The sequence below is a fragment of the Planotetraspora silvatica genome (genome assembly GCF_016863315.1).
GTDB classification, from domain to species: domain Bacteria; phylum Actinomycetota; class Actinomycetes; order Streptosporangiales; family Streptosporangiaceae; genus Planotetraspora; species Planotetraspora silvatica.
This window is the reverse complement of record NZ_BOOQ01000002.1, coordinates 131,084-145,718: the sequence shown is the minus strand read 5'-3', so window position 1 is coordinate 145,718 and position 14,635 is coordinate 131,084. Positions and strand designations below refer to the sequence as shown.

The following is a 14,635-nucleotide window of genomic DNA, read 5'->3' as shown; positions in this document are numbered from 1 at the left end:
ACATGAGGGTGGTCCTCGCCGGCGGCGGAACGGCCGGCCATATCGAGCCGGCACTCGCTCTGGCCGACGCGCTTCGCCAGCAGGACCCGGCGATCGGGATCACCTGCCTCGGCACCGAAAGGGGCCTGGAGACGAGACTCGTCCCCGCCCGCGGCTATGAGCTCGAGCTGGTGCCGGCTGTGCCGTTGCCCCGATCGATCACGCCGAAGCTGCTCGCCGTCCCCGGCCGTCTGGCGGGTGCGATCAACACCGCCGCCGGGATCCTCGACCGGGTCAAGGCCGACGTGCTCGTCGGGTTCGGCGGATACGTCGCGACGCCCGCCTATCTCGCCGCGCGGCGCCGGGGCGTCCCGATGGTGGTGCACGAGGCCAACCCGCGTCCCGGCCTGGCCAACAGACTGGGCGCCCGCATGACCGACCACGTCTTCACCGGTCATCCCGACGCCTCGCTGCCCAACGCGGAGTACATCGGCATCCCGCTGCGCCGCGAGGTCGCGACCATGGACCGCCTGTCCCTGGGGGACAAGGCGAGGTCGTACTTCGGGCTCGAGTCCGACCGGCCGACCCTGCTGGTGTTCGGCGGCTCGCAGGGCGCGCGTTCGGTCAACCAGGCGGCGCTGGAGGCCGCGCCCTATCTGCGCAGGGCCGGCATCCAGGTGCTGCACGTGATCGGGCCGAAGAACGCGGTCGAGGTGGAGCCGCCTCCCGGCGACCCGCAGTACGTGATCCTGCCCTACGTCGACCGGATGGACTACGCCTACGCCGCGGCCGACCTCGCGCTGTGCCGCAGCGGCGCCATGACCTGTGCGGAGCTCACCGCCGTCGGCCTGCCCGCCGCGTATGTCCCGCTGCCGCACGGCAACGGCGAGCAGCGCCTCAACGCCGAGCCCATCGTCGCGGGCGGCGGCGGCATAATGATCGACGACGCCCAGCTGTCCGCCCGCTGGATCGTCGAGACCCTGCTTCCCATCCTGAACGACCCGGAGCGCGTCATGACCATGTCCGAGGCCGCGTCCCGACTGGGCCGCAAGGACGCCGACGTGACGCTCGCCCGCAAGGTGCTGGAGATCGCTTCCCGATGATCGTGTACATGAGCGCGGCCCCGGCGGGACGGGGAGAGGTGATCGGGCGATGAGCCTCGTCAAGCTTGTGGAGCCCATTCCCGCGGCCGACCTCGGCCGCGTGCACTTCATCGGCATCGGCGGCGCCGGCATGTCGGGCATCGCGCGGATCCTGCTGAAGCGCGGAGTGGCGGTGTCGGGCAGCGACGCCCGCACCTCCGAGATGCTGAACGAGCTGCGCGAGCTCGGCGCCACCGTCCACGTGGGGCACGCCGCCTCTCATATCAGGGACGTCAACACGGTCGTGGTGTCCACCGCGATCCGCGACTCCAACCCCGAGCTGGGGGAGGCGCTGCGGCAGAACCTCCGGGTCATCCCGCGAGCGGCCGCCCTCGCCGCCGTGATGGCCGGCCGCAACGGCATCGCCATCGCCGGCACCCACGGGAAGACCACCACCACCTCGATGCTGACGGTCGCACTGCAGAAGTGCGGCGCCGACCCGTCGTACTGCGTCGGCGGCCAGCTCGTCACCACCGGTCTCGGTGCGGACGAGGGCGCCGGCGAGGTCTTCGTGGCCGAGGCCGACGAGAGCGACGGGTCGTTCCTCATGCTCGCGCCGCGCATCGCGGTCGTGACCAACGTGGAGGCCGACCACCTCGACAACTACGGGGATCCGCAGGCGGTCTACGACAGCTTCGCCCGCTTCGTCGAGCGGGTCGGCTCGGTGCTGGTCCTGTGCGCGGACGACCCGGGCTCGGCGGACCTCGCGCCCATCGCGAGGGCGCGCGGCCTCAAGGTCGTCACGTACGGCGAGGCCGCCGGCGCGGACTACCGGATCGCCGACGTGGTGCCGCACGGCCTGGGCCTGGAGTTCACCGTCGCCGGGCACGGCGCCGTACGGCTGGCCGTCCCCGGGCGGCACAACGCGCTGAACGCGACCGCGGTGATCGCGGTGGCGCTGGAGCTCGGCCTGCCGTTCGACGAGATCAAGGAGGGCCTGTCGGCCTTCACCGGCGCCAAGCGCCGGTTCGAGGCCAAGGGCGAGGCCCGCGGCGTCACGGTGTTCGACAGCTACGCCCATCACCCGACGGAGCTGGCCGCCGATCTGCGCGCCGCACGCGACGTGGTGAAGGGCGAGGGCCGGGTCATCGCCGTGTTCCAGCCGCATCTCTACTCGCGCACCAGGTTCTTCGCGACCGAGTTCGGCGAGGCGCTGGGGCTGGCCGACGAGGCCATCGTCCTGGACGTGTACGGCGCCCGCGAGGATCCGGAGCCGGGCGTGTCCGGCGCGCTGGTCGCCGGCAAGGTGCCGCTGCCGTCCGAGCATGTCGCCTACGCGCCGGACCGCGACGCGGTGCCCGCCCTCGTGGCGGCCCGGGCGCGGCAGGGAGACATCGTCCTCACGATGGGCGCGGGCGACGTGACGGAACTCGGCCCCCGCATCGTCGCGGAGCTGGCCGCACGGTGAGGCTCGCCACCCGGCGCACGATCCTGGCCACCCTGCTCACCGGCGGGGTGGTGGGTGTGGCCACCTGGGTGGTGTTCTTCTCGCCGGTGCTGGGTGTGCGGTCGATCGAGGTCACCGGGGACGTCACCGTGCCCGCTGAGCAGCTCAGGCAGGCCGCGGGCGTTCGGCTCGGCACGCCGCTCGCCACCGTCGACCTCGGACTGGTCGAGCAGCGGGTGCGCGCGGTCCGCGAGGTCGAGTCGGCCCGGGTGGACCGGGCCTGGCCGGGGACCTTGCGGGTGGCCGTCGTCGAGCGAACGGCGATCGCGGTCGCGCTCCTCGGCCCGGGCAGGTCGGCGGTGCTCGACCGCTTCGGCGTGGTCCTGCGGGAAGTGGCCGTGGCACCGCCGCGGTTGCCGCTGCTGCGTGTCCAGCGCCTCGCCGCGGACGATCCCTCGACCCGTTCCGCCCTCACCGTGCTGAGCGTGCTGCCCGAGGACGTGTCGCGCCTGGTCAGCCAGGTGCGCGCGCCGTCGCCCAAGTCGGTCACGCTCAAGCTGACCGACGGCCGGACCGTCATCTGGGGCGACGCCGGCCGCGCGGCGGAGAAGGGACGCCTGCTGACGTCCCTGCTCACCAGGCCCGCGACCAGCTACGACATCAGCTCGCCCAAGGTGGTGACCGTCAGATGAGATATCTCACCTGCGGTTCGGCGGGCCCGCGACCGAAAAGGACAGCGCGCGACACGCCGGACGGCCGTGCGGCGCGGTTAGTTGACCCTGGGGGAGGGGCAACCCTACTGTCCGTATCAATCTCAGGTTGACATAACTCTAAATCTCAACTTGAGGGTGAGAGTTAGAGAGCGCGGGCGCCGCCCGCACGAAACGTAAACGAGCGGAAAGGCCCCTCGTCGTGGCAGCACCGCAGAACTACCTCGCGGTCATCAAGGTCGTCGGCATCGGCGGCGGCGGAGTGAACGCCGTAAACCGGATGATCGAGGAGGGACTCAAGGGCGTCGAGTTCATCGCCATCAATACCGACGCCCAGGCGCTGCTGATGAGTGACGCCGATGTGAAGCTCGACGTCGGGCGTGAGCTCACCCGGGGTCTCGGAGCCGGGGCGAACCCGGACGTCGGCCGCAAGGCCGCCGAGGACCACCGCGAGGAGATCGAGGAAGTCCTCAAGGGCGCCGACATGGTCTTCGTCACCGCGGGCGAGGGTGGCGGCACCGGCACCGGCGGCGCGCCGGTCGTGGCCGGCATCGCCCGGTCCCTCGGTGCTCTGACCATAGGTGTGGTCACCCGGCCCTTCAGCTTCGAGGGCAAGCGCCGGGCCATGCAGGCCGAGGCCGGCATCGAGACCCTCCGCGAGGACGTCGACACCCTGATCGTCATCCCGAACGACCGGCTGCTGTCGATCTCCGACCGTCAGGTCAGCGTGCTCGACGCGTTCAAGGCCGCCGACCAGGTCCTGCTGTCCGGTGTCCAGGGCATCACCGACCTGATCACCACACCCGGCCTGATCAACCTGGACTTCGCCGACGTGAAGTCGGTCATGTCCGGCGCCGGTTCCGCGCTCATGGGCATCGGTCACGCCAGGGGAGACGACCGCTCCGTCGCGGCGGCCGAGATGGCGGTGTCCAGCCCGCTGCTCGAGGCCAGCATCGACGGTGCGCACGGCGTGCTCCTGTCGATCGCCGGCGGATCCGACCTCGGTCTCTTCGAGATCAACGAGGCGGCGCAGCTCGTGTCCAGCGCGGCCGCGTCCGACGCCAACATCATCTTCGGCACGGTCATCGACGACGCGCTCGGCGACGAGGTCCGTGTGACGGTCATCGCCGCGGGTTTCGACGAGCCGGCCGTGACCAAGCCGGCGGCCGCGCCGCTGTCGAGGCCCCAGCAGACCCGCCCGGCTACGCCGGCGCCCTCGTCGCGGCCCGCGCCGCCGCCCGCCCCGGCCAAGCCCGAGGTCCGGGCCGACCAGCCGCTGAACCGGCCGGTCGCCTCTCCGGTCCCGCCGGTCGCTCCGTCGGCGGGACCCGCGGCGCCTCCCGCCCCGCCCGTGAGCCAGCCGGTCGCACCGGCGGCGCAGCCCGCCGCGGCGTCCGAGGGATCGGCGCAGTTCGGCAGGGACGCGGCGGCCGAGGGGGGCGCCCGTTCCGAGCAGGGACAGGCGAGCACCTCGGGACCGCTGTCGATTCCGCGGCCCACGCCGGAGCCGCCCACTCCCATCACCTCGCGCGTCACCCAGCCGGCCCCGCGCCGTCCGGTGGTGTTCGAGGAGCAGGAGGAGGAGCTCGACGTGCCGGACTTCCTCAAGTGAGCACCGCACCACGTGGATGACGCACGGCGCGATGAGATCGCGGCGGGTCTGGCGGAAGTCGAACGGCGTGTCGAACAGGCCTGCCGGACGGCCGGGCGGGCCCGCTCGGACATCACGATCATCGCGGTGACCAAGACGTACCCGGCCTCCGACGTGCGCGTGCTCGCGGGGCTCGGAGTGACCGACATCGGCGAGAACCGGGACCAGGAGGCGGCCGACAAGGCCGCCGAATGCGGTGATCTGGGTCTCACCTGGCATTTCATCGGCCAGTTACAGACCAACAAGGTCCGCTCGGTCGTCTCCTATGCGGACGTCGTCCACTCGGTCGACCGTTCCAGGCTGGTGGACGCGCTGAGCCGCGAGGCCGTACGGCAGGAGCGCGAGGTGGGCTGCCTCATCCAGGTCGCCTTGGGCGGCGGGGAAGACGGCGGCCCAGCGGGGCGGGGCGGGGTGGCACCGGGCGAGATCCTTCCCCTGGCCGAGGCCGTGACCAGGGCGGACGGCCTCCGGTTGCGGGGCGTCATGGCGGTCGCGCCGCTCGGCGGGGACCCGGGAGAAGCCTTTGCCCGGCTTTACTCGGTGGCTCAAGCCGTACAGAAGGAACACCCGGCGGCAGACGTCATATCCGCGGGTATGAGCGGAGATCTGGCCCAGGCGATAGCGAACGGCGCGACACACCTGCGTGTCGGTACGGCGTTGCTCGGTCGCCGGAAGCCCTTCGTCAGGTAATGTCCCCCAAGTGGACCTTGGTGTCCGCGACAGGCAGAGGTCGATCAGCGGTGAGCTCCACGGGGGGTACGCCTACCGCCCTGGCCTTCCCATAGGGACCTTGAAGGCACCAGTAACGCGGAGGACGACGAGCGATGGCCGGCGCGATGCGCAAGATGGCGGTCTACCTCGGTCTCGTGGAGGACGACCACTACGAAGACAGGTACGGGACCGAGTACGGCACCGACGAGGAATACGGCGACGAGTACGACCTGCAGCGGCGGGGCTTCGCCGCGGGGCCGCAGGGAACGCACCAGGCGCCCCACGAGCGTGACGAGGACGGCGAGACCGTCGTCCCGGCCACCCGGCCTCCGACGGCGGTGCTCGAGCGTCGTACGACCGATCTGGCGCGGATCACGACCCTCCACCCCCGCACGTACAACGAGGCGCGCACCATCGGGGAGCACTTCCGTGAGGGCACGCCGGTCATCATGAATCTGACCGAGATGGTCGACAGTGACGCCAAGCGCCTTGTCGATTTCGCGGCAGGTCTCGTCTTTGGCCTACACGGCAGCATCGAACGTGTTACCAACAAGGTGTTCCTGTTGTCCCCCGCCAACGTTGAGGTGACCGCCGAAGACAAGGCCCGAATCGCGGAACGCGGCTTCTTCAACCAGAGCTAGAGTTCCATCATGAACAGTGACCGGCTGAGCGGTGCCCCCTGGGACCGGATGCGGCGGAACCAGAGGGAGGCGGGGTCGGACCATGGGGATCGTTAGCGAGATCTTGTCCATCGCCCTCACTCTCTATCTGATTCTGCTGATCGGCAGAATGATCTTTGAGACGGTGCAGGCTTTCGCCCGCTCCTGGCGGCCTTCCGGGGTCGTTCTGGTGCTGGCGGAGGCGATCTACACGGTGACAGACCCTCCTCTCAAATTCCTCCGCCGTTTCATTCCGCCCCTCAGGTTGGGTACGGTGGCCTTTGACCTGAGCTTCACTGTGCTGTTCATTGTGGTTTTGGTCTTGATCCAAGTCGTGAACGCGTTTCGTTGATCGGGTACCGTCCCCGCGGACAAGACTCCGAGCGCGCCAAGGAGACCCAAAATGCCGTTGACGCCCGCTGATGTGCGGAACAAGCAGTTCAGTACCACCCGGCTTCGGCCGGGGTACGACGAGGAGGAGGTAGACGCTTTCCTCGATGAGGTGGAGGCCGAGCTCGACCGCCTCATTCAGGAGAACGAGGAGCTCCGTGCGAAGCTGGCCGAATGCCTGAGGGGCAAGGTCCCCGGTGGCATGGGCATGGGCATGGGAGGTCCCATGCAGATGGCGGCCCCCATCGCCGAGCCCAAGCCGGAGATGATGATCCCTCAGCCTGAGCCGATCAAGCCCCCGGAGCCCGCGCGTCCCGAGCCCGTCCCCGTCGGCATGGGCCTGCCGCCCGCCGAGGACAACATGGACACCGCGGCCCGCGTCCTCGCCCTCGCGCAGCAGACCGCCGACCAGGCCATCGCCGACGCCCGCCGGGAGGCGGACGAGACGGTGACCCGCGCCCGCCGCGAGGCCGACGACATCCTCGGCAAGGCGCGCCGCCAGGCCGAGCAGATCATCGGCGACGCCCGCGCCCGGGCCGAGACGCTGGAGCGCGACGCGCAGGAGCGGCACCGCCAGGCCATGGGCTCGCTGGTGCAGACCCGCGACGAGCTCGAGCGCAAGGTCGAGGAACTGCGCAGCTTCGAGCGTGAGTACCGCAGCCGGTTGAAGCTCTACCTGGAGAACCAGCTCGCGGAGCTCACCGTCGCGGCGGAGGGCAGCGGTGGTTTCCCCATGGTGGGCGGAGCACCGGCGATGGCGCACGCCGTCGCTCAGGGCGGCCAGCCGATGCAGGCGGCTCCCAACCCGTTCGGTCAGGAGCCCTCGCAGCACACGGGCGCGTTCCCCGGACCTGACGGGCAGCACACCGACCGCAGGTAGGCCGCGGGTCACCCCCTGGCCTTCCCGCGACCCGCAAGCTCGGAGAACCCCCTGTGATCCTCTTCAGCGCCGCTTTGGCGTTCGCCATCGCCGCCCTCCTCATCCTCATCGCGGGGTGGGCGCTGGCGAAGGTGTACCTGGTGATGTGGTCGATGGTGATCGCGGTCTTGGCCGCCGTCTTCCTGCTCATCGGGGCGCTGGTGAAGCGTCATCTGCTGTTCCCCGCCGGTGGGCGTGCCGCCGACGGGCCGGATCTCACCCCCCAGGGTTCCTCCTCCGTCTCCCAGCTCGCGCATGCCGGAGCCCCCGCCGCCCTCAGCGGGGCGCCGGGACACCCGGTGGACACGCCGACACAGGCACCGCCGGGAGCACACCACGGGGCGCTGCCACCGACGCCATTCCCGCCCCGTCACGCCGAAGCGACTGCCCCCCTCCGGCGTTCGCCGGCTCACACAGGTCGTCCGCTCGGTCCCGAGGACATCGTGCTGGTCGTCCCGGGCCGTAAACGTTTCCATGTGGCGAACTGCCGTCAGCTCATGGGGCGCGAGGTCGAAGAGCTGACCTACGAGGAAGCCCGCGAGGAGGGCTTCAGCCCCTGCACCACCTGCCTGCCCGAGCTGTCCCCCCGCGCGGTGGACGAGACTCCGCAGCCCAGGCCGACCCGTCGGCAGGGCTCGCGTGCCGAGGCGGGACCCACCCGCCCGGCGGGTGCGACGGGTGGCAGGGACACGACAGACCCCAAGGTCGGCAAGGATCCCGTGCCGGCCGACGACACGGTGACCGTCCACCGCTCGGCCTCCGCCCGTGACACCGCCCCGGCCAAGGACTCCGCGACCGGTGGCAACGTTCCCGGCTCTTCCGCGGGATCGGACACCGCCAGGCAGAGGACCGCTTCCGAGCAGGCCTGGCCCGAGCAACCCCGGCCGGAGCAGTCCCGTACGGACAAGACCCGGTCGGAGACCCCCGCATCAGGGACGGGCGGCACCGAGAAACCGCAGCTCGACTGGTTCCAGCGCAACATGTTGTCGCCCACGCCCACGCCCACGCGCACAGGCACGCCCACGCCGACGGGCACCGGCTCCCGGCCGGCACCTGCGGAGGAGAAGGCGGCGGGCTCGCCCACCTTGCCTGAGCAGGACAAGGGCGACTGGTTCAGCGCGGCGAGAAGCAGGCCGGCGCCGGCGCAGCCGGGATCCTCCTCGTCCGAGTCCTCCCCGGCCGGTTCCGGTCGCGCGGAGAAGGCCACGACGGCCGAGCCGGAGAACGACGCGACCAGGGGCGCCGAAACCGGCAGCCCGCGGCCGGGGACCGCCGAGCCCGAGAGCGCGAAGAAAGCGGCCGCGAAGACCGAGGGCGTCGCACCGAAGAGCGCTGAGCCGAAGAGTGCTGAGGCAAAGAGTCCTGAGCCTGCGGGCGCCGGGTCGAAGGCCGCCGAGGTGACCGGGGTCGAGTCCGAAAGCGAGAGCCCGAAGAGCGCCGGGCGCGAGGCCGTCCGGCCTGAGAGCGGCACGGCCAGGACAGCCGGCACCCCGAGCACCGGGAAGTCCCGACCGGACACGGCCAACCGCGGGGACGCCGTGACCGGGACCACCGACGCGGAGCCGGAGACGGCGGCGGAGATCACGCAACCCGGGCGCGCCGGGTTCCGACCCATCCCCGCCTCTCCTGGTTCCGTTCCGGGTTCCGCTTCCCGGGGCTCGTCAGTCGCGGGATCCACTGACACGCCGGCCGCCGCCTCCGCTGACAGGCATGCCTCCGCTTCTTCCAAGGCGGGCACCGGATCCGGATCCCCGTCCGGCCCGGTACGGCCGGCAGGAGATGCCGCAGGCCGCGTGTCCGGTGACACGAAGGACGGAGCCTCCACGGAGGACAGGGCCAAGGGCGAGGACAGGGCCAAGATCGACGACAAGGCCAAGATCGACGACAAGGCCAAGGGCGAGGACAGGGCCGTGAACACGGTCAAGGCCACGCAGAAGGACTCCGGCACCGAAGGTCCGGCGAAGGACACGGTCAAGGTCGCGGCGAAGGACTCCGGCGCCGAAGGTCCGGCCAAGGACACGGCGAAGGACACGACCGGGGACACGGCGAAGGATCCCGGCGAGGACACGGTCGAGAAGGCCGCCGTGGGCCGCGGCGAGCAGGGGCCTCGCAACGTGGACGCGGGCGACACCCGTTCCGAGGAGCCGGAGGACGACGACAACACCAACACCTTCGCAGCCATCCGTACCGGCACCGCGCGACGCGTCACGCCGGGGTCGGTGAAGGTGATGGTCGGCACTCGCCGCTACCACAGCTCGGAGTGCCCTCTCATCAGCGGGATCGACGACGACAGCATCGAGGTCATGACCAAGGAGGAGGCCGAGCAGGCGGGCCTCACCCACTGCTCGGTCTGCCAGGCCCGGTAACCCGCCCCTCCGCGTTTCACAGCGTGGAGGCGGAGGGTGCATGGAACGTTCCGTGCCCGGAGCGCGGGAAGATCAGTTCGACGGCAGGGCCTGGGCGTTCAAGTATCCGAGCCAGCGGTTTTCGATCTCGGTGTAGCGTCCGCCGGTGATGGCGTCCAGTGCCGACAATTGGGTGACGTGCAACGAGTGGTACCCCCATCGCGCCGGATTGGGGGGAGTGGCCGGGGTCCGCGTGTACTGGAGCAGGTCGTAGCTGGTCCGGGACGAGAGGTCGTACAGCGGCAGGACCCGGTCCAGCGTGGTCAGGCCCCTCGTGAACATCTTCTTCGCTGTTTTGTCGTGGAGGAGTTCCCCCACGTCGTAGACGCCGATCAGCGCGAACATGTACCCGTTGAGCACGTGGCTGGGCGTGGGCGTCGGGTATTCCTCGAACCAGTCGTATCGCCCCTCGAAGCGGCGCAGGACGCCGCCCTTCTCCACCGGGGTTCGCATCGGCCGCAGAGCGCGCAGCGCCGCGGCGCCGTACCGCTTGTCACCGGTTGCGACCGTCATCTTCGCGAGGAACGAGGCGCCGATACCCTGCGCCATCCCGGAGTACCAGCCCTTGTGGAGTTCGCCGGCGAGCCCGTCCCGGTACTGGTAGTCGAACGGGATCGGCCAGCCCCCCTTGACGTCCTGCTCCTTCAGCAACCACGCGGCCACGGCCTTCGCCTTGCCGAGGTAGGCACCCTCGCCGGTCGTGACCCACTTGCTGTAGTTCTCCATGCCGTACTGCACGATCGTGACGGGATAGGCGAAGGTGCCGAACAGGTAGCTGCTCAAGGGGACCCCGTCGGCTCCGATGACGGTCCGGGGCCAGCCGGCGACGCTCTCCCCGGCGAATTTCAGCCAGGGGCCGAGGGGGTCGTAGCGCTGGATGATGAGGGTCTCGCCCTGGAGGTACCCGGCGTGCGGGACGCCGTCCCGCCCTGGGGAGACCGTGAGGCCGAAGTCCTTCTTCAGCCAGGTGAACGGGACGTAGAGCTCCTTGCCCGCTCGGAGCGCCGGAACCTGGTGGTGGAAAAGGTCGAGTGACATCCGGGTGATCGCCGTCCTCGGCCGCGGTTTCGCGAGCGGCTGGGAAGAGGTGCAGACGACCAGGCAGACGGGAGTGATCATCAGGGCGGCGGCGGCACGTGTCGCGCGCATCTCGAACACCGTTCTACAAGGCAGTGAGGAGAGATCGTAGCGGCACCCGTCCGCAGGGTGAGCCCGGGGCACTGAAACGGCGGAGCCCCCGGGCGGACGCGGCAGGCGCGCCGCCCGGGGGCTCGGTGGTCAGGCGTCGATCAGGCGTGGATCACGCCTTGCGGAGCTGGAAGACCAGGCCGAGATCGGCGTCCTCGTGCCGGGGCAGATCTTCAGCGGAGCCGCCCTCGGTGAGGTTCGCCGCGAGCACTTCATCGGCCACGGTCCCGCCGCCTTCGCGCAGTGCCGTCGCAAGATCGCCCTCGGCCGACCACCACAGGTCGATCCGGTCGCTGATGGACAGCCCGGTCGCCTTGCGTGCCTCCTGGACCAGCCGGATGACCTCGCGGACCAGGCCCGCCCTGCGTAGTTCGTCGGTGATCGCGAGGTCCAGGGCCACGGTCTCACCCGTTCCGGTGTCGACCGCGCCGGTCTCCACGGCCCATCCCGTCTTGGGCTGCTCCGTGATGATCACATCGTCCGGGCCGAGCTCGACCGTTCCCAGCTCTCCCGCCTCGACGGCGGCGGCCGTTCCGGATCGGACGGCCTGAGCCAGCAAGGCCGGGTCGGCGGCGCCGACGGCGGCGGCGACCAGCTTGGTCTGCGACCCGAATCGCTTCCCGAGGGCACGGAAGTTCGGCTTCACGGTGAAGGTCACCAGGTCGGCCGAGAACCCGGACATGTCCTCCAGGCTCTGCACGTTCAGTTCATCGGCGATCAGCTCGCGCAGCTCGCCGGGGAGCGTCGCCCACCCGGGTGCGCCGATCAGTGCCCGGCCGAGCGGCTGGCGGGTCTTGACCGACGACGAGACGCGGGCCGAGCGGCCCAGCTCGACGAGGCGCCGGACGAGCGCCATCCGCTCGGTCAACGCCGGGTCGAGCAGCGAGGCGTCCACCTCGGGCCAGGTGGTGAGGTGGACCGACGGCGGGGCGTCGGGGCCGCGGAGCACGTCCCACAGGTAGTCGGTCAGGAACGGAACGAGCGGCGCCATCAGCCGGCTCACGGTCTCCAGGCACTCGTAGAGCGTGGCGAACGCCGACTCCTCGCCGGACCAGAACCGGCGGCGCGAGCGGCGGACGTACCAGTTCGACAGGTCGTCCAGGAAGTCCGTCAGGCGGCGTCCGGCCCGGGCGGTGTCGAACTCCTCGAGGGAGGAGGTGACGTCGGCGACCGTCCGGTGCAGCTCGGCGAGGGCCCACCGGTCGATCAGCGGACGCTCGGCGTGCGGCGGCGCGGAGGCCAGCCGGGCCGGCGACCACGACTCGGCGTTGGCGTAGAGCGTGAAGAACGACGCGGTGTTCCAGTAGGTGAGCAGGACCTTCCGGACGATCTCCTCCAGCGCGGCATGGCTGATCCGGCGGGGAGCCCACGGCGAACCCGAGGTGGCCATGTACCAGCGGAGGGAGTCGGCACCGTGGTCGTCCATCAGCGGCATCGGCTGCAGCACGTTGCCCAGGTGCTTGCTCATCTTGCGCCCGTCCTCGGCGAGGATCAGGCCGAGGCACAGGACGTTCTCGTACGACGAGCGGTCGAAGACCAGGGTCCCGACCGTCATCATCGAGTAGAACCACCCGCGGGTCTGGTCGATGGCCTCACAGATGAACTGGCCGGGGTAGGACGCGTCGAAGACGTCCTGGTTCACGTGCGGTGCGCCCCACTGGGCGAACGGCATGGCACCCGAGTCGTACCAGACGTCGATGACGTCGGGAACGCGCCGTGCCTCGGCGCCGCAGACCGCGTCTCCCTCGCCGTGCCGGCAGGGGAAGGTCACGTCGTCGACGTACGGCCGGTGCGGGTCGAGCCCCGACAGCTCACGGCCGGCGTACTCGCCGAGCTCCTTGAGCGAGCCGACGCAGGTGACGTGGGAGTCGTCCTCGGAGCAGACCCACAGCGGCAGGGGCGTGCCCCAGTAGCGCGAGCGGGACAACGCCCAGTCGACGTTGTTGCGGAGCCACTCGCCGTAGCGGCCGTTCTTGATCGTCTCGGGGAACCAGTTGGTCCCCTCGTTCTCGGCGAGCAGACGATCCTTGATCTTGGTGGTCCGGATGTACCACGACGGGAGCGCGTAGTAGAGCAGCGGCGTGTGGCAGCGCCAGCAGTGCGGGTAGCTGTGCTCGAAGTGGTCGCCCCAGAACAGCAGGCCGCGGCTGCGCAGGTCCTCGGTGAGCGGCTCGTCGGCGTCCTTGAAGAACGTGCCGCCGACGAACGGCACGTCGGGCAGGAACCGGCCGTCGGGTCCGATGGGGTTGACCACCGGCATGCCGTACCGCTTGCAGACGGTCATGTCGTCCGCGCCGAACGCGGGCGCCTGGTGGACCAGGCCGGTGCCGTCCTCGACGGTGACGTAGTCGCCCAGCACCACGTAGTGCGCGCCGGGGATCTCGACCAGTTCGAAGGGGCGGGAGTAGCGGGTGTGCTCCAGCTCGGTCCCCGTGAACCTGGCGAGCACCTCGGCGTCCTCACCGAGGACCTTGGTCATCAGCGGCTCGGCGATGACCAGCACCTCGTCGCCGCGGCGGGCCGCGACGTAGGTGACGTCCGGGTGGACGGCCACCGCGGTGTTGGACACCAGGGTCCACGGGGTGGTGGTCCAGATCAGCAGCGAGGCGCCGAGGTCGGCCAGGGGGCCGGAGGTGACGGGCATCCGCACGTAGACCGACGGGCTGGACACGGTCTCGTAGCCGCCCGGCTGGCCCAGCTCGTGATCGGACAGCCCGGTGCCGCAACGCGGGCAGTAGGGCGTGATCCGGAAGTCGCGGAACAGCAGGTCCTTGTCCCAGATGGTCTTGAGCGACCACCAGACGGCCTCGACGTACTGGGGGTCCATCGTGCGGTAGGCCTGGGACATGTCGACCCAGTAGCCCATCCGCTCGGTCATCTCCTCGAAGGCGTCGACGTGCCGGAGCACCGACTCACGGCAGCGGTCGTTGAACGCCGCGATGCCGTACTCCTCGATCTGGGGCTTGCCGGAGAGGCCGAGCTCCTTCTCGACGGCGACCTCGACGGGCAGCCCGTGGCAGTCCCAGCCGGCCTTGCGGGGGACGTGGTACCCGCGCATGGACTTGTACCGGGGGAAGACGTCCTTGAACACGCGGGCCTCGACGTGGTGGACGCCGGGCATGCCGTTCGCGGTGGGAGGGCCCTCGTAAAAGATCCAGGAAGGGCCGTCCGCGTTCTGCTCCAGGGACCGCTCGAAGATCTTCCCGTCCCGCCAGCGTTCGAGGACCTCGTGTTCGAGGGCGGGCAGGTCGACCTGCCCGGGAAGGGAGCGGAAGTAATTGGCGGACATCGTCGGGCGGAACCTCCACGCATCGCTGGGATCGGCGTGAAGGGACGAAGCCGGAGCGGCTCCGCGGTACCACCCTTCTTGACGCCCGCTGAGGGACGCCCTCTTCTTTACGTGCCCGCTGCCGGGTCTACTCGGCCGGGAAGGCCTTTCTTCCGGCGGCTCCGGGGTGATCTTCTCCCCGCGACCCGCCCCGGGCTCACACCGT

General features: G+C 70.4%; 11 protein-coding genes. 9 read left to right on the top strand and 2 right to left on the bottom strand.

Going from position 1 to position 14,635, the window contains the following annotated elements; translation table 11 throughout:
* The first annotated feature begins 2 nt into the window (after positions 1-2).
* The 9 genes from murG (at position 3) to Psi02_RS00925 (ending at position 9,914) form a co-directional block, all read left to right on the top strand.
* On the top strand, positions 3-1,082 hold the full coding sequence (gene murG / locus Psi02_RS00965) for an undecaprenyldiphospho-muramoylpentapeptide beta-N-acetylglucosaminyltransferase (RefSeq protein ID WP_203970760.1): 1,080 nt from the start codon (positions 3-5) through the stop codon (positions 1,080-1,082).
* A gap of 49 nt (positions 1,083-1,131) precedes the next feature.
* A complete protein-coding gene (gene murC / locus Psi02_RS00960; RefSeq protein ID WP_203970758.1) occupies positions 1,132-2,529 on the top strand; it encodes a UDP-N-acetylmuramate--L-alanine ligase in 1,398 nt (465 codons plus the stop codon).
* Complete coding sequence (locus tag Psi02_RS00955; RefSeq protein ID WP_239094495.1) at positions 2,526-3,200, top strand: cell division protein FtsQ/DivIB; 675 nt, start codon at positions 2,526-2,528, stop codon at positions 3,198-3,200. The genes murC and Psi02_RS00955 overlap by 4 nt, the downstream gene beginning before the upstream one ends.
* 220 nt (positions 3,201-3,420) lie before the next feature.
* Entirely contained in the window at positions 3,421-4,830 is a 1,410-nt protein-coding gene (gene ftsZ / locus Psi02_RS00950) for a cell division protein FtsZ (RefSeq protein WP_203970756.1), read from the top strand.
* Positions 4,831-4,842: 12 nt separating this feature from the next.
* Positions 4,843-5,559 carry a YggS family pyridoxal phosphate-dependent enzyme gene (locus tag Psi02_RS00945; protein ID WP_203970754.1) on the top strand — a complete coding sequence of 239 codons (717 nt, stop codon included), beginning with the start codon at positions 4,843-4,845 and terminating at the stop codon, positions 5,557-5,559.
* 134 nt (positions 5,560-5,693) lie between these two features.
* Positions 5,694-6,221, top strand: coding sequence for a cell division protein SepF (locus Psi02_RS00940; protein ID WP_203950811.1), 528 nt, complete (start codon positions 5,694-5,696; stop codon positions 6,219-6,221).
* An 82-nt stretch (positions 6,222-6,303) separates the two neighbouring features.
* Positions 6,304-6,591 (top strand): YggT family protein, encoded by a 288-nt coding sequence (locus tag Psi02_RS00935; protein ID WP_203950810.1) that lies wholly within the window; start codon positions 6,304-6,306, stop codon positions 6,589-6,591.
* 51 nt (positions 6,592-6,642) lie between these two features.
* Positions 6,643-7,509: a DivIVA domain-containing protein gene (locus tag Psi02_RS00930; protein WP_203970751.1), complete on the top strand. Its 867-nt coding sequence runs from the start codon at positions 6,643-6,645 to the stop codon at positions 7,507-7,509.
* A 53-nt stretch (positions 7,510-7,562) separates the two neighbouring features.
* Positions 7,563-9,914, top strand: a complete 2,352-nt coding sequence (locus tag Psi02_RS00925; RefSeq protein ID WP_203970749.1) for a hypothetical protein — start codon at positions 7,563-7,565, stop codon at positions 9,912-9,914.
* A 72-nt stretch (positions 9,915-9,986) separates the two neighbouring features.
* Here Psi02_RS00925 and Psi02_RS00920 read toward each other — a convergent pair whose 3' ends face one another.
* Both Psi02_RS00920 and ileS read right to left on the bottom strand, forming a co-directional pair.
* Positions 9,987-11,102 (bottom strand): D-glucuronyl C5-epimerase family protein, encoded by a 1,116-nt coding sequence (locus tag Psi02_RS00920; RefSeq protein ID WP_203970747.1) that lies wholly within the window; start codon positions 11,100-11,102, stop codon positions 9,987-9,989.
* Positions 11,103-11,253: 151 nt separating this feature from the next.
* Positions 11,254-14,430 carry an isoleucine--tRNA ligase gene (ileS, locus tag Psi02_RS00915; protein WP_203970745.1) on the bottom strand — a complete coding sequence of 1,059 codons (3,177 nt, stop codon included), beginning with the start codon at positions 14,428-14,430 and terminating at the stop codon, positions 11,254-11,256.
* Positions 14,431-14,635: the final 205 nt, after the last annotated feature.

Bases quoted from the DNA above. Each gene is read 5' to 3' on its own strand.
- murC (WP_203970758.1), top strand. From the start codon at position 1,132: ATGAGCCTCGTCAAGCTTGTGGAGCCCATTCCCGCGGCCGACCTCGGC.
- ileS (WP_203970745.1), bottom strand. From the start codon at position 14,430: ATGTCCGCCAATTACTTCCGCTCCCTTCCCGGGCAGGTCGACCTGCCC.
- murG (WP_203970760.1), top strand. From the start codon at position 3: ATGAGGGTGGTCCTCGCCGGCGGCGGAACGGCCGGCCATATCGAGCCG.
- Psi02_RS00940 (WP_203950811.1), top strand. From the start codon at position 5,694: ATGGCCGGCGCGATGCGCAAGATGGCGGTCTACCTCGGTCTCGTGGAG.
- Psi02_RS00920 (WP_203970747.1), bottom strand. From the start codon at position 11,102: ATGCGCGCGACACGTGCCGCCGCCGCCCTGATGATCACTCCCGTCTGC.
- Psi02_RS00930 (WP_203970751.1), top strand. From the start codon at position 6,643: ATGCCGTTGACGCCCGCTGATGTGCGGAACAAGCAGTTCAGTACCACC.
- Psi02_RS00935 (WP_203950810.1), top strand. From the start codon at position 6,304: ATGGGGATCGTTAGCGAGATCTTGTCCATCGCCCTCACTCTCTATCTG.